At 42.8% G+C, this 17,446-nt stretch carries 20 protein-coding genes; 6 read left to right on the top strand and 14 right to left on the bottom strand.

Annotated features, from left to right (window positions below; genetic code table 11):
* Positions 1 to 74: 74 nt before the first annotated feature.
* Positions 75 to 764, bottom strand: coding sequence for a hypothetical protein (locus DET59_RS08085; RefSeq protein WP_113969191.1), 690 nt, complete (start codon positions 762 to 764; stop codon positions 75 to 77).
* 51 nt (positions 765 to 815) lie between these two features.
* On the bottom strand, positions 816 to 1,694 hold the full coding sequence (locus DET59_RS08090; protein ID WP_113969192.1) for a helix-turn-helix domain-containing protein: 879 nt from the start codon (positions 1,692 to 1,694) through the stop codon (positions 816 to 818).
* Positions 1,695 to 1,898: 204 nt separating this feature from the next.
* Here DET59_RS08090 and DET59_RS08095 point away from each other — a divergent pair, with 204 nt between their 5' ends.
* Complete coding sequence (locus DET59_RS08095; protein ID WP_113969193.1) at positions 1,899 to 2,147, top strand: hypothetical protein; 249 nt, start codon at positions 1,899 to 1,901, stop codon at positions 2,145 to 2,147.
* 738 nt (positions 2,148 to 2,885) lie between these two features.
* Positions 2,886 to 3,209 carry a hypothetical protein gene (locus DET59_RS08100; RefSeq protein WP_113969194.1) on the top strand — a complete coding sequence of 108 codons (324 nt, stop codon included), beginning with the start codon at positions 2,886 to 2,888 and terminating at the stop codon, positions 3,207 to 3,209.
* A 65-nt stretch (positions 3,210 to 3,274) separates the two neighbouring features.
* Here the strand turns inward: DET59_RS08100 and DET59_RS08105 are convergent, their stop codons facing one another.
* The 11 genes from DET59_RS08105 to DET59_RS08155 form a co-directional block, all read right to left on the bottom strand.
* The gene (locus DET59_RS08105; RefSeq protein WP_113969195.1) at positions 3,275 to 3,595 is read right to left on the bottom strand and encodes a hypothetical protein; all 321 of its coding nucleotides are present in this window, start codon (positions 3,593 to 3,595) and stop codon (positions 3,275 to 3,277) included.
* Positions 3,596 to 3,833: 238 nt separating this feature from the next.
* Complete coding sequence (locus DET59_RS08110; RefSeq protein ID WP_113969196.1) at positions 3,834 to 5,147, bottom strand: hypothetical protein; 1,314 nt, start codon at positions 5,145 to 5,147, stop codon at positions 3,834 to 3,836.
* Positions 5,140 to 5,706 carry a sigma-70 family RNA polymerase sigma factor gene (locus DET59_RS08115; RefSeq protein WP_258549611.1) on the bottom strand — a complete coding sequence of 189 codons (567 nt, stop codon included), beginning with the start codon at positions 5,704 to 5,706 and terminating at the stop codon, positions 5,140 to 5,142. The genes DET59_RS08110 and DET59_RS08115 overlap by 8 nt, the downstream gene beginning before the upstream one ends.
* Positions 5,707 to 5,996: 290 nt before the next feature.
* A complete protein-coding gene (gene hutG, locus DET59_RS08120) occupies positions 5,997 to 6,941 on the bottom strand; it encodes a formimidoylglutamase (protein ID WP_113969197.1) in 945 nt (314 codons plus the stop codon).
* Entirely contained in the window at positions 6,919 to 8,205 is a 1,287-nt protein-coding gene (gene hutI / locus DET59_RS08125) for an imidazolonepropionase (protein WP_113969198.1), read from the bottom strand. Before hutI ends, hutG begins: the two co-directional genes overlap by 23 nt.
* Before the next feature lies 1 nt (position 8,206).
* Positions 8,207 to 9,877 carry a urocanate hydratase gene (hutU, locus tag DET59_RS08130; RefSeq protein WP_113969199.1) on the bottom strand — a complete coding sequence of 557 codons (1,671 nt, stop codon included), beginning with the start codon at positions 9,875 to 9,877 and terminating at the stop codon, positions 8,207 to 8,209.
* A complete protein-coding gene (gene hutH / locus DET59_RS08135; protein WP_113969200.1) occupies positions 9,870 to 11,402 on the bottom strand; it encodes a histidine ammonia-lyase in 1,533 nt (510 codons plus the stop codon). Before hutH ends, hutU begins: the two co-directional genes overlap by 8 nt.
* A 271-nt stretch (positions 11,403 to 11,673) precedes the next feature.
* Entirely contained in the window at positions 11,674 to 12,120 is a 447-nt protein-coding gene (gene hutP, locus DET59_RS08140) for a hut operon transcriptional regulator HutP (protein WP_258549612.1), read from the bottom strand.
* A 253-nt stretch (positions 12,121 to 12,373) separates the two neighbouring features.
* Positions 12,374 to 12,856: a hypothetical protein gene (locus DET59_RS08145; protein ID WP_113969201.1), complete on the bottom strand. Its 483-nt coding sequence runs from the start codon at positions 12,854 to 12,856 to the stop codon at positions 12,374 to 12,376.
* Between the two features lie 90 nt (positions 12,857 to 12,946).
* Positions 12,947 to 13,540 carry a transposase gene (locus DET59_RS08150; protein ID WP_258549613.1) on the bottom strand — a complete coding sequence of 198 codons (594 nt, stop codon included), beginning with the start codon at positions 13,538 to 13,540 and terminating at the stop codon, positions 12,947 to 12,949.
* A 169-nt stretch (positions 13,541 to 13,709) separates the two neighbouring features.
* Entirely contained in the window at positions 13,710 to 13,931 is a 222-nt protein-coding gene (locus DET59_RS08155) for a hypothetical protein (protein WP_113969202.1), read from the bottom strand.
* Between the two features lie 197 nt (positions 13,932 to 14,128).
* Here DET59_RS08155 and DET59_RS08160 point away from each other — a divergent pair, with 197 nt between their 5' ends.
* Positions 14,129 to 14,542 (top strand): helix-turn-helix domain-containing protein, encoded by a 414-nt coding sequence (locus DET59_RS08160; protein WP_113969203.1) that lies wholly within the window; start codon positions 14,129 to 14,131, stop codon positions 14,540 to 14,542.
* Positions 14,543 to 14,688: 146 nt separating this feature from the next.
* Here DET59_RS08160 and DET59_RS21620 read toward each other — a convergent pair whose 3' ends face one another.
* Positions 14,689 to 14,844, bottom strand: coding sequence for a YwzD family small protein (locus DET59_RS21620; protein WP_181778093.1), 156 nt, complete (start codon positions 14,842 to 14,844; stop codon positions 14,689 to 14,691).
* Between the two features lie 284 nt (positions 14,845 to 15,128).
* On the opposite strand from DET59_RS21620, the gene DET59_RS22015 reads away from it, so the two are divergent.
* From DET59_RS22015 to DET59_RS08170, 3 genes are all read left to right on the top strand, one after another.
* Positions 15,129 to 15,257: a hypothetical protein gene (locus tag DET59_RS22015; RefSeq protein ID WP_258549614.1), complete on the top strand. Its 129-nt coding sequence runs from the start codon at positions 15,129 to 15,131 to the stop codon at positions 15,255 to 15,257.
* Between the two features lie 129 nt (positions 15,258 to 15,386).
* On the top strand, positions 15,387 to 16,052 hold the full coding sequence (locus tag DET59_RS08165; protein ID WP_113969204.1) for a hypothetical protein: 666 nt from the start codon (positions 15,387 to 15,389) through the stop codon (positions 16,050 to 16,052).
* Between the two features lie 22 nt (positions 16,053 to 16,074).
* Positions 16,075 to 17,310: an efflux RND transporter periplasmic adaptor subunit gene (locus DET59_RS08170; protein ID WP_113969205.1), complete on the top strand. Its 1,236-nt coding sequence runs from the start codon at positions 16,075 to 16,077 to the stop codon at positions 17,308 to 17,310.
* The last annotated feature ends 136 nt before the right edge of the window (positions 17,311 to 17,446 follow it).

Below are 17,446 nucleotides of genomic sequence, written 5' to 3' on the forward strand. Positions count from 1 at the left end.
GCCAGCCCTGGTTTGCGGGGCTGGTTTTTTTATCGGTACTCTCCATCCACGGAAATAAAAAGAACAGCCCATGTTTAAGCGGCTGCTCCTTTATCCTTGATTATTATGGATCTCCCCACCCAGAAGCCACCTGCCATAAACAGGGCGCCGATCAGTGAGAGAAACAGTAATGATGATGCTCCACCGTCCTGGTAAGGTAAGTCTGTATAATATCCCTGTGTTTCTTTCGATATGCCTCTTATCCACTGGGTCTCAAGCTTTGATTTGGTATCTGACGTAAAATCACTCTTCTTTATGATTCCATTTTCATTGATTGTGTACGTTCTGTACTTGGTGGTCGAGTCGTTCTCGTTTGCAGGAGTTGTTTGTAAGCTGACTATGAACTCTTCTTTTCCTGTTTGTTTATCTGTCATCTGCTTATATAGAATCGCGTCGGAGTAAGGTTTCATGCCTTCTTCATCAGGATTTACCTTATAGCCTTTCAACTTAGCTTCCACTTCATCATTGATTTCCAGGATAATCGTTGAAGGATCGCTTTCATTTTGTACAAAGGTATTGATTTTCACCCCATGAAAGACTTGGACTGAATCGACTACCCCATCCTCTTCCAATGAAGTGAGATCATATCTCTTATCAAATGCTTTTTGGTAGAAGTTCTCTCTTACCGTTTGGATAAGAAAATAAGCTGCGATCACCATGATGACAAGTCCGATGATGAAGAAAGATCCGCTTATCTTTAGCCACAACTTTTGTCTTTTGTTCATAGTCCGTCACTCAAATCCTGTTTATTTAAAAGAATGAATGGAGGTCCGTCCCTAAATCGTTAATTTTTCTATTTTCCGACGGATATATTGGATGAATTTGTCGTCTCCTTGAAGTTCGAAGACGATGAGTGCTTTTTGCATGTATTTCTCTGCTTCTGCCAATTTCCCTTGGAGTTCATAGTTGTAGCCGATGTGATAGTGAAGTTCTCCAAGGAGGTACATATTGTCCTTCAAGATGCACCAGTCGATGGCATCTTTACAATACTTCGTGGATTGATCAATATCTCCGAGTCTGGTTAAAACCCTGGCAATATTATAGTAGAGTCTCGTTTTGATCGTATAGTCCGTTAAGTGAGGCAGGGCTTCAATATGCGACTTCACTTCCTGATAAATCTCTGATGCCCGTTCAAAGATCCCTTCTTCGAAATACATGACCCCAATCGTCAACAGAATTTCAATTTCTCTTTCTGTCCAAATTTTATCCGTTGTGTGGGTTAACGATATGGATTTACGAAGTGTTGCTTCTGCTTTCTCGAGATCCTTATCAAGCTCAAATTGATAAATTCCTTTATGCCACTTCAGAAGTTGCAAATTTCTGTTATTATTAAAGAATAAAGGATTTTCTTCTTCAGCTGTGACCACTTCCTTCATTTCTTTATAATCCATATTTCTTCTCGCGATTTGCAACTGTCTTCCAACCTCTAGAACATAATCAAGTCGAGGAGTCATTCCTATATCAAAAAAGTAGTTAACGTCTACCCCCAGCTTCCTGGATATTAAAAACAACGTCGACGCGTAAGGAAAGACATCTCCTTTTTCGATTTTACTTATTTGAGCCTGGGTACAAATCCCTTCCGCCAGCTCTTCCTGTGAAAGACCTATATTCTTACGTAGTTCTTTTATTTTTTGACCTACGATACTAAAGTCCATGTGAATCTCCCCTAAGAAAAAATATTCCTATAATTATATTTTTCATTATAATCAGCCGTATGGCTTATCTTTCATCACTAAAATTGGTGAATAAGCCCCTAGAATCGGGATGTATGCATTTGTTAAATATGCTTTAATATAGTTAACAATCTTTTAATCAATCATACCCAAAAACTTTCACTTTGAAAAAGGGAGGAAATACCTATGAAAAAACGTTTTCTTACAATTGTCACTGCTTCTGTCTTACTTGTTGGAGCTTTCGCAGCAGTTAAAGCACCATCCAATGATGTAGCTGAACTACCATCTGTATACTCAACTCCAAATGTAGTGGCAGAACTACCTTCTGTTTACTCTAAAGTTGTAGCAGAACTTCCATCTGTGTACAAAGCCCCTACTGAGAATGCAGCTGAATTACCTTCTGTTTATTCTAAAGAACTTCCATCGGTTTACTAATACTCCAACTTAGAGTGATGACAAGCCTTCAAACGCAGGAGGCTTTTTTTTCATTATAATATGAATTGACACTCTCACTATATTCTTTTAAGCATATGTCTAGAAAGTTTTCCCTACCATCAAACAAAAAGCGAGGAATTTTTCACTTTTGTTGCTTGATAATCAAGGTATTGTCGAAAAGGGCGAACGATCTTATATGGCCTCCCTGACTTTTACATCATTGCTTTACTTTCGACGCTATGTAACCATCCTAAAAGGGTCTATACATTCATATCACCAGAATGAAAAGTAACCATGAGCCTTTAACGACTTCGTTTTCTTTTCCCCATTCTTTCTCATTACTTAACAATATTTTTATATAGTGCATTTTAATAGGACAACTTTACCAGTATAAACGTAAGAATCCTCACTGACTATACCGTTTCAAACTTTCATCTATCCTGATGTTCTTGAAATTCGCTTCCTTCTTATATATAATTCTCTTCTTATGTGTCCATTCCCTTCATTATTTGAGTACTTTGAACGGAATGGGATTTTGGAACTATCCTTCTTTTGCATAGCGATTCTCCACCATAAATATTCTTTTAAGAATATGCCCGGAGTTATATAAATGGAGATAAAGTGATCCTTGGTGGAGATTTCAAAACTAATATCCCCTGTATTGCTTTGTGGTGCCAAATACCTTATTCTAAGAACTTTGGTAGGATAAAAGTACAATAAAAGAAAGGGGGCTTCATGATGAACAACATAAGCATGAAAGTAAATCCTCTATACTCGGATTTGGATATGTCGATCCAGTTCCAATTTGAATTTTCCAAAGGTGATTGTAAGGTCGGGCAAGCCATGGTATCCACCTATGCCATCAACAACAACGTGGTGTATCGGAAATCGCAAAGCGTGACAGCTGCGAAAATTGAAAAGTGTGCAGTCATTGATCAGTTTGAGATTGCAGGTGACCTTGGAGAACCCTGTATGAACAAGCTCCGCCACTTCCTGAAAGTGATCGGGATGAAAGAAATTCATTCGGGTTATGACATGACGCGGGAGAGAATTAGTCATTAAGGTTTTGTTTAGATTGAAGAGGCTGCCCCCTGAAATGGGGTCAGCCTCTTTTTGCACCTTTTAATTTAAAACTTTCTCATCAGCCTTTTCAAAACGATATACTTTTTTCTATCTGTGTGATTTAACCTAACTAAGACCGGCAGTGCCACTACCTTCATACCACTGATTAGAAGGGCTGCATAGGCAAATGAGTTCAATAAGAAGTATTGCAAGTTGAGTATTACTACTACTATCGAACATAAGCTCCATAATATGGCCTCCATTACCACCCTACCCTCGAACGTCATTTTCTTTTTGCAGAGTAATGTAGGGAGCACTGCAACGATGACCGATGTAAGGAGCAGGAATAGTATCGCATATATCATTCCTATAATCGCTGTTATCATATGGATTCCTCTTATTTCAATAGAATCTTACCTCTGTTTCATTTCACCTTTTCTTTAATAAATTCCTTCTATTTAAAAGACTATTCTTCCTTTGATGTGTTATAGTGCCTGCTTGGCCTTCATCCCAAATGTACGTGGAAAAAGCTTTGGCATTGGCCAAAGCTTTCATCCAAGTGTCTCGATGACAAGATGAGATGCTGCAGTGCAATTTGAACCGCTTTGGTATGAGGGACGGACCTTACTCAATGGAGCTTAAATCGCCCATCCAATTGATATCTGGGTAACCCCCTTCATGAGTACTTTTCGAATTGCTCAATCCCGTATCGTAATAACCATTTATACTATTCTCAATATGAATAACATAGGTGTAATCATTCCATATTGTTCCTTCTTTGATCGCTTTGTTCGAAACATCCGTCAACCTCTTCAGGAATTGGTTTGCTATGGCTCTCATTTCGTCCTCCGGTGTTTCCTGAGGGACTACGATGTTAAATTCCAATGGGTCCTGTTGGGAATGAAGAATGACTGCGTGAGATACTGTATTTTGCACGATATAGTCTCTCGCTTCATTGAACCACTCAGGACGGAATTCCATTGGTTCTTCTTCTCCTAGATACTTTACATCCTTACTCAGGGACCCGGTACGTCCGTCATTTTTAAAAAGAGCTACTGAGGTAATGATGGATTCACGATCAATGAATTGAATCTCTTCCATCGAATATGGCTTAAGTGTGTTATTACCTTGGAACTCCATTTCCACTATATATTCACCATACAGATAATTCGCTGAATATACACCTTCTAAAGCATTCATAAAATAATACGGTTCACCCAAGATCGAAATGACCTTATCCAATTTATAAGACGGGCTGATATCGGAACGGACCTGTGCTAGCTTCTTTTCAGCTTGAAAGTGGAGAAGATAGTTCTCAATTTGGTCATAACTTCTGTGACCCTTCATGATGTTGAGATCCTCATACCTGTCCTTGTATGCCTCCTGTATCTCATCCATGGAGTCTCCAATCGTAAAGGGAGATCCGACGAACGTTCCATTGGCTGCTTTTTCCTTGAAATCATTTGGGTTGATCAGGATCATAGAAAAGTCAAAGGCAGGTAGAGGTGGCGCATCCACCGGTTCATTCTTGTCTTCCTCTTCTTTTTTCTCCGGCAGTGCTTCTGCTTCTTTCTCTTGATTCTCTTTCACATCTTCTGTGGGGGTCGCCGATTTTCTGATCAATGCTTTTTCATCTGTTATCTTGTCATCCCACTCGTCAGTTGGTACATATGTTAGTTCTGCAGGCTCTTCTTTTTCTTTTTCATTTTCCTTCACCAGCTCTTCCTTAAATAGATAACTGCTGCCCAGGATAGAAAGGATCAGGATGATGCATAAAGGGACGCCCAGATTGATGAAGATGGACTTGACCGATGAATTCTTTTGTTTTTCATTCCTTATTTTCGTCATGATGGCTCTTTTTTGACTGATAGGGTCGCTGTTCTTGAATACTTCCCGTTCTATTTCATCCTTTATATTGTGCAAAGGGTCCTTATTCATTGGGAATCCTCCCTCCCATTGTTTTCTTCAACTTTTCTCTTCCACGGTCCAGCCTCGTCCGAACCGTTGAAGGATTGATCCCAAGCATATCTCCGATTTCCCCAGTCGTTAATTCTTCATAGTAATATAATAATATGACTTCTCTATATTTCAGGGGGAGTGAGTATACATGAGAGGCCACCGAGTCATTGTCTTCGTTCGTTATGAGTTCTTGTTCGGGTGTAACGGACGTCTCTTTTTTAAGAATGGTATGGAATTTATTTACGATTGTATTTTTCCTGAAATAAGCCGAACGCTTATAATCTTTACATAAGTTAATGGCAATTCTATAAATCCATGTTTTGTAAGAGGATTTATGATTGAACTGATGGAGGGCATGGAATGCTTTAATGAACACCTCCTGAGTAATATCCTGGGCAGCCGGCCAGTCTTTCACATACAGATAGACCAATTTCGTCACCTGCACTTCATACTCATCAATTAAACTCTCAATCAACCTTTCCTCACTTACCTCCATCTGCATCACTCCCCCCTTCTCATGTTGTATCACTTCATCCATTTGTTATCCTCCCCTGAGTGGACCGGACACCCGATTTTCTGTTTCCACACTGTAGCCGGGTTCCTTTTGTAAGTTTAATGTGTTTTTTTACATTTTTGTAAGTTATTCATTCATTAGACGCCGTAGGTAGGAAGTGTGTCTCAATTTTGGATGATTTTTCTTATATTTAGTTTAATAGAAAAAACGCATCCTTTATACTGGGATACGTTTTTACAAGTATTTTTCTTAATCAGCACTGAAAATGAAGGTCCGTCCCTCAATGCGTTAAAGCGGTGAGGGACGGACCTTTGTTAGATTAATGAATTTATGATCAAGAGGCTTGCTATTCTGCTTGTCATATCCCTGATGTCGAGGGTCGGGTCGATTTCAACGATGTCCATGGTGTGGACTTTAGGATGCTTGAGGGCCACTTGGATCGCCTCTGTCAGAGTATCTGGGTGCATCCCACCGGGACCAATCGCCGGGCATCCTGGGGCGTATGCCTGGTCGAGGACGTCCATGTCTACGGAGAGGTAGATGGTGTCGACATTGTCCTGTAGTTGATTTAGTGCATGGTTGATTAGTTCTGTTATGGATTGTTGTCTGACGTCCTTCATCGTATATACCGTAACACCTTGCTCGATTGCATAGTCATGATACGCTTTGGCGTTCGCGTAGTTGCGGATGCCGATTTGGATCAGGTGCTCACCCTTGATGTGCCCCTCTTCTATTAACCTTCTAAATGGTGTTCCATTGGTCGGGCCTCCGTCTTCGGTGTTTCTGAGGTCATGGTGGGCATCGAATTGGATGATGCCGACTGTGCCTTTGGTTTCCTTGATGGCTTTGACCGTTGATGTTGTGATGGAATGGTCGCCTCCAAGGATGATGGTGAAGGCTGCTGCGTTTGTGTTCGTTGCTTCTTTGACAGATTCATAGATTCGTTGATGCGACTCTTCGATGGAGGTCGGGTGCATGGTGATGTCGCCGAAGTCTATGATGGTTTTGCTGTCGTCGGCGAGGTCCGTCCCTCTTTCGATGTTGTAGGTCGTAAACGAATTAAGGCATCTTCTGATGGCATCGGGTGCGAAGCTTGCTCCTGAGTGTGAGATGGAAGGTTTGGAGAGGGGGGCGCCGATGATGGCGATGTCCCCTTTCTTTCCTTCTTTCCAAGGCGTGAGAAGCTCTGCCGCTTTGGTTGTGTAGCGGTCTTTGAACTGCGCCTTCCCTGCAGGCTTAATGTGCTGAAATGTGCTCATGAAGCTTCTCCTTGCGGTAGATGATCCGGCCGTTTTTCATGACGGTGTGGGTGTGGTTCACCCCGTAGTGATATGGTACGTAATGATAGTTTGGTACATCCCATAGGACGATGTCGGCTTTTCTTCCTGGTGCCAGCTTTCCTGCTGAGTCTCCCCGATTGATGGCGTAGGCTGCGTTGATGGTTACGGCGTTCCAGATTTCTTCAGGCGTCATTTTGAGTTGTAAGGATGCCAGGTTCATGATGAACTGCAGGTTTTCTGTTGGTGAGCTGCCCGGGTTGAAGTCTGTTGACAGGGCGACTGCTGCTCCCGCATCCATCATGCCTCTTGCGTTCGCAAATTTTCCTTTGTTCAGGTAGAAGGATGTGCCTGGCAGGAGGACAGCGATAGTGTCTGTTTCACCCAGTGCATGGATGCCTTTATCAGACGCTCCCACTAAGTGGTCACCGCTTGTTGCGCCTATCTCCGTCGCCATTTCCGTTCCACCCAGTGGATCGATTTCATCGGCATGAATTTTAACGGAGAAGCCTTTTTCTTTGGCTTTTTTCAGGAACTCGCGGGATTGTTCTACTGTGAATACCCCTGTTTCACAGAAGATATCGACGAATTCAGCCAGCTGTCCTTTCTCGATATCGTTCAGCAGGTCGAGCATTTCTGTTAAAAATTCGTCTGAGCGTCCTTTGAATTCCGGTGGGATCGCGTGTGCTCCAAGGAATGTGGAAACGATGTCTGCCGGGTGCGATTCGTTCAGTTGTTTGGCTACTCTCAGCTGTTTTAGTTCGGTTGGGCGGTCAAGACCGTATCCGCTTTTCGCTTCGACCGTTGTGACTCCGTATGAAATCATTCTGTTTAAGTGGAAGCGCGCTTTCGTGAGCAGCTCTTCTTCTGATGCTTCGCGGGTGGCACCGACTGTAGATAGGATTCCTCCTCCGCGCTTCAGGATCTCTAAGTATGGAACTCCCTGCTGTTTAAGGGCCATTTCGTGTTCACGTGATCCGCCGAAGACCAGATGTGTATGCGGGTCTACTAGACCTGGTGTCACGAGCTTTCCTTCTGCATCGATTCGTTCCGTTGCTTTTAGGGATTGAGCTTCTTCATGTGTCCCGATCCACGCGACAAGTCCGTCCCTGATGGCAAGGGCGGCATGCTCTGAAACCTTGAGTTTACTCATTTCCTCTCCTTTTAGAGGTCCGTCCCCGTGATCCATTGTCAGGAGCTGTCCGATGTTGTCGATGATGGTATCGAAGTGTTTTTCTGTGGTCATATTATTCTCCTCCTTTGTTCATTGGGATGTGGATGTTGTGTTTTTCGGCTGTTTTTTCTGCGATGTCGTAGCCTGCGTCGACGTGGCGAATGACGCCCATTCCCGGGTCTGTTGTCAGGACGCGTTCCAGACGTTCTTGTGCAAGGTCCGTCCCGTCTGCCACAACCACCATTCCAGCGTGTAGTGAGTACCCCATTCCTACTCCGCCGCCGTGGTGGAAGGAGATCCAGGAGCCGCCCGCCGCTGTGTTGATGAGGGCGTTCAGGATCGCCCAGTCGCCTACTGCGTCACTTCCGTCCTTCATGCTTTCGGTTTCACGGTTTGGTGAAGCAACCGATCCACAATCCAGGTGGTCACGGCCGATGACGATCGGCGCTTTCAGTTCTCCGTTTCGAACAAGTTCATTGATGGCAAGACCCATCTTCACACGCTCACCATAGCCCAGCCAGCAGATACGTGAAGGCAGCCCTTGGAATGCCACTTGCTCCTGTGCCATATCGATCCAGCGATTGAGGGCTTCATTTTCAGGGAAAAGCTCCTTGATCAAGCGATCTGTTCTATAGATATCCTCTGGGTCTCCAGACAGAGCCGCCCAGCGGAATGGTCCTTTTCCTTCACAGAATAATGGACGGATGTAGGCTGGAACGAATCCAGGGAAGTCAAAGGCATTGTCGACTCCTTCATCCTTTGCTACCTGACGGATGTTGTTTCCGTAGTCGAATACGATGGAGCCTCTATTCTGGAACTGGAGCATGGCTTCCACGTGTTTGGCCATGCTTTTTTGGGAAAGTGCCGTGTAGGTTTTCGGGTCCTGTTTGCGAAGCTCTGCCGCTTCTGTGATCGAGTAACCCTCAGGAACATAGCCGTTTAAAGGATCGTGGGCTGATGTTTGGTCGGTTACGATATCGATTTGGACGTTTCTTTTTAAAAGTTCATGATGAACCTCTGCCGCGTTTCCAAGTAATGCGATGGAAAGACGCTTGCCTTGGTCCCGTGCTTCATAGGCCATCATCAATGCTTCATCGATGGAATCTGTCATCACGTCACAGTATTTCGTGTCGAGGCGCTTTTGGATGCGTTCTGCGTCAACGTCGACTGCAATCACGACTCCACCGTTCATTGTAACGGCAAGTGGCTGAGCACCGCCCATTCCGCCTAGTCCCGCTGTGAGAGTGATCGTACCTTTAAGTGAGTTGTTGAAATGTTTCTTCGCAAGTGCTGCGAATGTTTCATACGTCCCTTGCAAGATTCCTTGCGTCCCGATATAGATCCAGCTACCAGCCGTCATTTGGCCGTACATCATGAGGCCTTTTTGATCGAGCTCATGGAAATGCTCCCAGTTTGCCCATTTTGGTACAAGGACCGAGTTGGAAAGTAAAACTCTAGGAGCCGCTTTATGGGTTTTGAACACACCGACCGGCTTTCCGGATTGAACAAGCATGGTTTCATCGCTTTCCAAGTTTCTGAGCGTGTGAACGATTGCGTCAAAGGACTCCCAGTTACGGGCCGCTTTCCCGATACCACCGTAAACGACTAATTCTTCCGGAATTTCCGCTACCTCAGGATCAAGATTGTTATAGAGCATGCGAAGGACAGCTTCTTGCTCCCATCCTTTACATTCAAGGTCCGTCCCTCTTTTGATTTGTACGATTCGTTTGTTTGCCTTAACCATTTGTCGTTTCCTCCTTTGTTTTGTTAGGTTTGATGAGTGTGCTTAACGAGATCTGTTGCAGCCACTGGTTGGCTTTTTCTATATCTTTCGAGAAGATGCGGTCCTTTGTAATAGAAGGAATAACCTTTCTCGCTGCTTCATAAAATTGTCGTGTCTGGCTTGCCATGAGGTCCGTCCCTCGATGTTCTGCTGCCTGCAGATTACAGATGAGTTCGACTGCAAGGACTCTTCTTGAGTTCTGCAGGATTTGGTAGGCATGTCGTGACCCTATGGTTCCCATGCTGACGTGGTCTTCCTGGTTGGCTGATGACGGGATGGAATCAACGCTCGCTGGGTGGGCGAGGGTTTTGTTTTCCGATACGAGTGATGCCGCGCAGTATTGCATGATCATGGCACCGGATTGGAGCCCTGGTTGTGGACTCAGAAACGGTGGCAGGTCATTCAACTGCGGATTCACGAGTCGTTCAATACGTCTTTCTGAGATATTGGCGAGCTCAGCTATGGCAATTTTCATAAAATCCATTGCGAAGGCGATCGGCTGTCCATGGAAGTTCCCGCCTGAAATGACCTTTTCTCCTTCATCGAAAATCAGTGGATTATCCGTCGCTGCGTTCATTTCGATTTCCAGCTTTTCTTTTACATAGTCAAGTGCCTGCCAGGATGCCCCGTGTACTTGCGGGATGCATCGTAACGAGTATGCGTCCTGGACTCTTAGTTCTCCTTGCTTCGTTGTCAGTTTACTGTCTTCAAGGTAACCCCGGATTCTTTTGGCCGTTGCGACCTGTTGAGGATAGCCTCTTACTAAATGAATATCTTCGTCGAAGGCATCCTTGATTCCTCTAAGTCCCTCCAAGGTCAGACTTGCAATCATCTCACTTTGGAAAGCAAGTTCCTCTGCTTCTAAGTATCCGATGACTCCCATTGCCGTCATGGCCTGCGTTCCATTGATGAGGGCCAATCCTTCTTTTGCATGAAGCTGGATCGGGAAGATGTTTTCTTTTGATAGGACAGGAAGGGTTTGATGTACCTCTCCTTGATAATGAACTTCTCCTTCTCCCATCAGAGCGAGTGCTAAATGGGAAAGTGGTGCTAAGTCTCCGCTTGCTCCAAGTGATCCTTGCTGTGGGATGACCGGATGGATCCCTTTATTGAGGAATTCAGTAAGACGTTCGACGATAACTGGTCTCACTCCTGAATATCCTTTTAGTAACGCATTGGCTCTGAGCAGAAGCATCGCTCTGGAAACCTTCTCAGGGAATGGATCCCCCACTCCACAAGCATGAGAATGAATCAGGTTAAGCTGAAGCTCCTCCACATCATCCGCATCAATCAACACATCACTGAACTTCCCAAAGCCCGTGTTAATTCCATACACCACACGCTTCTCCTTCACAATCCGCTCAACCGCCTCACGACTCTTCCGCACCCGCTCCATACTAACCGGCGAAAGCTCCACCTGCTCCTTCCCATAAATAACCCTCTTCGCCTCATCCAACGTCAAACCACAACCCGTCAACTCCACCATTACACTCACCTCTTCATATTTTTAGGGACGGACCTCCATAAGCTGCCTCTTCACAACCTCATTCTGGCCAAACCCCTCTAGTTCGCTATTTTTGTTGTATCGTTCTTTACCGCTTTAAACCACTCTGGGACGGACCTCCAAATCTTCACTGTCCAATCCCCAAAGAATCATCTTGACCCCAAAATTCCACACAAAAAGAGGCTCGACCAAAGACAGACTTCTGCCGTTGGTCGAGCCTCCTTTCAACTAATATCTCTAGGCTCTAAATTATTTAAATATGATTAATTCCAAGTCCAATTGTCTCGTGCTCCAGCCCCTTAATGGGCGCACCAATCGTTCCGTACAACGCTACTGCGATCCATTCGCCTTCCTCTTCACTCTCATATGGAGTCCCCCGTACTACCGAGAAGCGCAATCCCACGGTGCGCAGGACCTCACCTAATTGCGTATGGCCGCGGGTCACACCCGTTAAAGCCTCCATGATGGCGTGATATAAGGCATGCATTTCACGGTACAGATCTTCCCGGACAAGGTCACTCCGCTTTGCTGCTGTTTCAATCGCAGCCACGATTTTTTGACTGTCCATGGAGCCGATTTTCCCGGTGCAGTAACTCCAATTCAGTTCATTGAAATGACGATTCCATTCTTCTTCCTCTTTATCTACGAGGAGAAGAAGCATGGCATTCTTTCCGATACGAGTATGATCTGTCTTATCCAAGTGGCATTCGCACCTTACGTGAAAATTCTAAAAATACTAATAACTACTTATATTGTATGGTCTGATTCATAAGAGGTCAACGAAAAAAGTGCTGATTTTAGAAACTTAGAGAGGTAGTTTGGTAGTGTGGTAAAGGGTTTTGGAGAGCATCAGCCAGGGGGCTAGTTTAAACGGTTGGAGGTCCGTCCCTCATATTCAAAAAGAGCTTAAAAAAAGACGTACCTATTTGATTTAGGTTCGCCTCATTCCTCCTTTACTCTTCTTGTTTTTTACCTTTTCCCTTGAACACTTGGGGGTTGTTCATGAGATAGGTGACCGTGCCTTCATCATTTTTCATGCTGAGATAGGATAATATGTCATGTTTATCCTCATGTGTAATTGGACCATCCATCGTATACAAAGGTTTGATATTTAACTGCTCCATGCCATTCCGTTTTTCCAGCACAATTTTGCAATCCTTGGGCTCCTTGTCTCCTATACGGACAAATTTAAACGGGATTGAATGTTTTCTGTCAATCGGAACCGCAAACAAAGTTGAAAATCCATAGGTTTCGAGTATCTTATCAGAGTACATGATGCTTTCCAATGCGTGGGAGAATCCCGGGGGTCGATTTACGACAACGAGCCTGTTGTAATAATGTTGCCCTTGAAACACAACTAAATGCTTTTTGGATGTCGTGATACTCCTCTTTGAAACGTGAAAATCCTCAAACACCAAAATAAAGTCTTTTTTCATACTTCCTCCTCCTCGATATAGGAATTTGGTACTACAAAAATAAATTTCGACATAAACATCTAATTTCCTTTTTATTTTTACAAAAATAATTTATTTTTTTACCATTTTATTTGTATTTTCGGCAAAATCCTCGTTTGCGTCTTCCTTCTCTTCTACTTTGTCTACATATTCTTTATAAAGCTTCACTTCAGAATCAGGAAAATATGCCAGCGTCCTCTCCTTTGAGAGAAGCGGGTTGTCGATGGAATGAACATATGAGGGGTAGCTGCTCCAGGGATAATACTCGGGGACGATGGTGAGTTTGGCTTTGACAGGATTCTGATGAATATATCTGCTGACCTTAATGAAATAGGCAGGGGTATCGATCTTAGTGGAACCATATCTTCCTTGAAAAACATGTCCGACATAATCATACTTTTTGTTGAAATATATGGCATAGCGGGTATGAAGGATTCTGAAGATCTGTTCTAGTGGAACGTCGTGGGTTTCGATTAGAAGATGAATGTGGTTGGACATTAAACAGTAAGCGTGGATAGTAAAAGGGTACTTGTCTTTCGTGTCCTGCAGGTAGGATAAATACTTCTTCCGGTCTTCAATGTCATGAAACAAGTCTTGCTTCCGGTTCCCTCTCGCTGTCACATGATAAGTGGCTCCCGGACGCCAATCCCGAGGCGTTCGTACCATAACATCACTCCTTCTCTCAAATTCGTACACTAACCTATTCGACACAACTCCGCAAAATCCTCTTTTTTGAGGGACGGACCTCTGGAAATTTACAAACGGCCTTAAATCAGGCTGCTTGTCTTCCATTTCACCATTTTGAGGTCCGTCCCTCATTTTTAGTCCCTCATCTTTATTTTTCTATTCTATCTATTAATAGAAAATCTCTTTTGTCCGTTCCCTCGCTGGTAAAGCTGTTTTGAGAATAGTAGATCACACGCTGTTTGCCGTTATTTTTAGTGCTGAATACCAGGGTTGACTCTTGTCTCAAAGGTATCCATTTGACCTTTCCCGTTAAACTGGATTTCGTGTCTCCTATAACGCTAATCTTTCTCCCTTTGTTCTGATCTCCCATCCTATCTTCCACCTTTACCCCCAATTCGACAAAATTACAATTATATTTACATTTTAATACGTTTTTGTGTAATTTTGTATACCTTTTCCAAAATATCTGTATTTGTAATCAATAATCGTATTTCATATTGTGTAATTTCCCGTTGATATCTTTCAAAACCTTTATCTTGAAGAAAAAAGGGATAGTCGGTGAATAGAATGGACTTACACATAGAGTTGAAGCATTATCGGAATGACGTATTGGAGCTTACCCAAAGAGAAGCAGCCATTCGTTTAAATATCAATCAGAGTACGTTATCAAACTATGAAAATGGCACAAGGGACATCCCGTATAAAATGCTCCTTACCTTTAAGGAAGTCTATAAAATCCCCACCCATGAGATGAACCGAATCATGTACGGCGAGGAAAGTGGCGGACTTGGTATCAGTCAAAATCCAATGATCCTAAGAGAAAACTTCGAAGACGAAGAAAATAGGGAAATCCTGAAGATCCTTCAAGATTTCCCAAAATTCAAACGTACCCTATCCTCCCTCACCTACTTCACAGAAAAACGCAAAGAAAAATTCACCACCCAGGTCAATCACCTTTACCAGACGATGAAGGATTGGTAAAGCATATCTGGAGGGACGGACCTCGAGGAACTCCAATAGAATAATATATGTGAACAAATCGGCATTTTACCTTTATTCTCCTATCAATGGAGGTCCGTCCCTCAATAAAATAAAAACAAAAAGCGCTGAGATTCCCAATGAGGATTCTACAGCGCTTTTTGATTTATAGCATATCCAGTTTGTAATTCTTGTTTTAGCCAATCGATCATTTTATCTGTATTCATATCGCCTTGCTGACCCTTGTCATAAGCTTTCTGGATAACAGAGAGAACGTATTGTTCCTTATTAACATTTCCTTTCAAAAAAGACACCCTCCTACAATTAAAAACAGTTTCTATCACTTTATTACACTATTATACGAAAGTTCAAACATCAATTACTAGATATATTACCATATATATACAAGATTCCACAAAATATTTTTCGACATCCGTCAATTTAATTAGGCTTTAAGACCTATTAATGATTAGCATATATTTCCGATAAAATGTTGGTATGGGGAAGAAAATTAACGATCGATAGAAAAATAAAAAATACGTTCGTTATAGTCCAGCAGCTTCAAGTCGGGAAAAGGGGGAAATTTATAATGGCATTTTTAACGCCTGAAGAGGCAATGAGAAAGAAGAAAACGCAGAAAGTAGTGACATATGTAAGTTTCATTATCATTACAATTCTACTTATCGCAGGAACTACTTACTTAACATATCAAGCATAACCTAACAGAAAGCGTCCATTCGACGCTTTTTTATATTATTTTTTAATTCGTTCTACAATTTATGGAAAAGTTCGATGATATTCTATAGAATAAGAGATGGAATCTATTCAAGTTGGAGGACAATATTTTATGCATAGAGAAGTCAGACTTTTCAGGGGTTTGAAACAGCCATCAATCTTCTTTTATCAACTCAATGAGATGGAGGCACTAAAAGGTTATAAGAAACGAGTCTCCTTTCTCTTCTTATTATCCATTATTATATTTGGTTTGATATCGTCTTTCGGAATAGGAATGGACCCTTTGTCTAAAGACATGACGAAGCTATCCCCAACCGTATTCGAGTTGGAGAAGTTTTTATTTTTCTTAGGAAGGCTATTAGCCGGAATGCTTTATGCAGCCATTATTCTCTTTTTTTCATCACTCATTTTCTGGACCATCTCAAATGAAGGTGAGTACCGTAAACTGGTGATCACTCAAGGTCTGGTCTTAATCATTTTATTACTTGAAAAACTCACCTATATACCATTATCCCTATTCTCTTCACTTGAATGGTACTCTTCACCGCTCTCGTTAGGAGTAATCACCCAATACATAACGTCAAAATCGTATGTGATCTACTTAATGGGAAGCTTCTCCCTTTTTAAAATTTGGGTTTTCTACATTCAATACAAAGGCATCAAACAGTTGACCCATCAAAAAAACTGGATCATCTGGTTAGTGATTCTCTTAACCAATTTATTCTTGTGGTCTATTAACGCACTACTCGCATTCTTAAACATATCCACCTTAATTTAACTTTCCAAAGGCTGTGAACATAATGAAAAGAAGAACCATTTTTTATACCACTTTAACGCTCTCTCTTCTGTTTGTTGGTGCAAATACATACCTGATTGAAAAAGCGAACAGCAAAGTCGACCGCGAAGTCCGGGTGGCCAATTGGGAAATCAGTGGAACAGGGGATCTTGCTAAAGAGCTTCCGAAATCGGGTGTTGTCACAGCTGAAGAAGAAAGCTACATCTATTTCAACGACGAATTCGGCTCTTTCAAGAAGTTCCTTGTTAAAGAAGGTGACCAGGTGAAATCCGGAACGCCACTTTATGAATACGAGGTTACTGATCAAACCCAGCAGAAAAGTGTTCTGGAATCAGAGGTAGAACAATTGGAAGATGAGATTGACAGCATCGAAGACAACATCGATGACCTGGAAAGCCTGGAATCGTCCCTTCCTTCAACTTCAACGGACGACAAAGAAATTCCGATTGACGCCAGTGCACTTCAGTCGGAGTACGAAATAAAAAAAGAAATTGCCGCTAAGGAATTAGAGATTGACCGCTTAGAAAATCAAATCGATAATCTTGAGCGCCAAATTTCTGATATCGAATCGTATGAAACAACGTTAACGGTGCAAAGCAGTGTGGACGGGACCATCAAGGACCTCTCCCATGCGATCGATAATCCATTGATTACGATTGCCTCCCAGGCGACGATTGTAACGACTGATCTTACGGAAAAAGAAATCGTGACCGTGGAAGAAAATATGAGCGCGATTATTCAATCTGACATTGAAAAAGAGAGTCAAAAAGGAATCGTGACCAAAGTGGCCACCCTTCCAAAAAACGATCCACACTTGCAAACGGACAGCATGTATCCTCTAGAAGTGAAGCTTCAGGATACTAAAAACAAGCTTCTTCCCGGTCACCATGTTTTCCTGTCGATCATTACGGAGGAAGTAAAAGGTGCATTGGTCGTGCCAGTCACTGCGATTGAAAAAGAAGGCACTTCTACATTCATCTGGATTCTCACAGAAAAAGGAACCGTTGAACAGCGGAAGGTTAAAACGGGTCTCCAGGTAAATGGGCAACAACAAATCAAGTCAGGCGTGAAAGCCGGAGAATACTACATTGTCTATCCCGGGGACATTCCTGCGTTAGAGAATGGTACTCCATTCATAACGGGTATTGACTGGAATAGGATCAGGTTGCGGGATTTAAAGAAAGTAGATCGTCCGACAGTTTTAGAAAACCTGTTGGTAGGAATATTGGAACGAAAATAATGGGAGTCGCATCTTAAACCGGAATGGTTTGGATGCGACTTTTTTTGACGATTTCTTGTGACACGCCCACCTCTGTATAAATCATTTTTCTATACATACTCCTTCCCAACCAACAAATACTATTGGGTAATCACCG

This window comes from Rossellomorea aquimaris (genome assembly GCF_003315075.1).
GTDB classification, from domain to species: Bacteria; Bacillota; Bacilli; order Bacillales; family Bacillaceae_B; genus Rossellomorea; species Rossellomorea aquimaris_C.

Excerpts from the sequence above, each read along its gene's own strand:
- DET59_RS08145 (WP_113969201.1), bottom strand. The coding sequence starts at position 12,856 with ATGAAAAAAGACTTTATTTTGGTGTTTGAGGATTTTCACGTTTCAAAG.
- hutU (WP_113969199.1), bottom strand. The coding sequence starts at position 9,877 with ATGGTTAAGGCAAACAAACGAATCGTACAAATCAAAAGAGGGACGGAC.
- hutH (WP_113969200.1), bottom strand. The coding sequence starts at position 11,402 with ATGGTGGAGTTGACGGGTTGTGGTTTGACGTTGGATGAGGCGAAGAGG.
- DET59_RS08100 (WP_113969194.1), top strand. The coding sequence starts at position 2,886 with ATGAACAACATAAGCATGAAAGTAAATCCTCTATACTCGGATTTGGAT.
- DET59_RS08165 (WP_113969204.1), top strand. The coding sequence starts at position 15,387 with ATGCATAGAGAAGTCAGACTTTTCAGGGGTTTGAAACAGCCATCAATC.
- DET59_RS08170 (WP_113969205.1), top strand. The coding sequence starts at position 16,075 with ATGAAAAGAAGAACCATTTTTTATACCACTTTAACGCTCTCTCTTCTG.
- hutI (WP_113969198.1), bottom strand. The coding sequence starts at position 8,205 with ATGACCACAGAAAAACACTTCGATACCATCATCGACAACATCGGACAG.
- DET59_RS08160 (WP_113969203.1), top strand. The coding sequence starts at position 14,129 with ATGGACTTACACATAGAGTTGAAGCATTATCGGAATGACGTATTGGAG.
- DET59_RS08155 (WP_113969202.1), bottom strand. The coding sequence starts at position 13,931 with ATGGGAGATCAGAACAAAGGGAGAAAGATTAGCGTTATAGGAGACACG.
- DET59_RS08090 (WP_113969192.1), bottom strand. The coding sequence starts at position 1,694 with ATGGACTTTAGTATCGTAGGTCAAAAAATAAAAGAACTACGTAAGAAT.
- DET59_RS08105 (WP_113969195.1), bottom strand. The coding sequence starts at position 3,595 with ATGATAACAGCGATTATAGGAATGATATATGCGATACTATTCCTGCTC.
- DET59_RS08115 (WP_258549611.1), bottom strand. The coding sequence starts at position 5,706 with ATGGATGAAGTGATACAACATGAGAAGGGGGGAGTGATGCAGATGGAG.
- DET59_RS08110 (WP_113969196.1), bottom strand. The coding sequence starts at position 5,147 with ATGAATAAGGACCCTTTGCACAATATAAAGGATGAAATAGAACGGGAA.
- DET59_RS08095 (WP_113969193.1), top strand. The coding sequence starts at position 1,899 with ATGAAAAAACGTTTTCTTACAATTGTCACTGCTTCTGTCTTACTTGTT.
- DET59_RS22015 (WP_258549614.1), top strand. The coding sequence starts at position 15,129 with ATGGCATTTTTAACGCCTGAAGAGGCAATGAGAAAGAAGAAAACGCAG.
- DET59_RS08085 (WP_113969191.1), bottom strand. The coding sequence starts at position 764 with ATGAACAAAAGACAAAAGTTGTGGCTAAAGATAAGCGGATCTTTCTTC.
- hutG (WP_113969197.1), bottom strand. The coding sequence starts at position 6,941 with ATGAGCACATTTCAGCACATTAAGCCTGCAGGGAAGGCGCAGTTCAAA.
- DET59_RS08150 (WP_258549613.1), bottom strand. The coding sequence starts at position 13,540 with ATGGTACGAACGCCTCGGGATTGGCGTCCGGGAGCCACTTATCATGTG.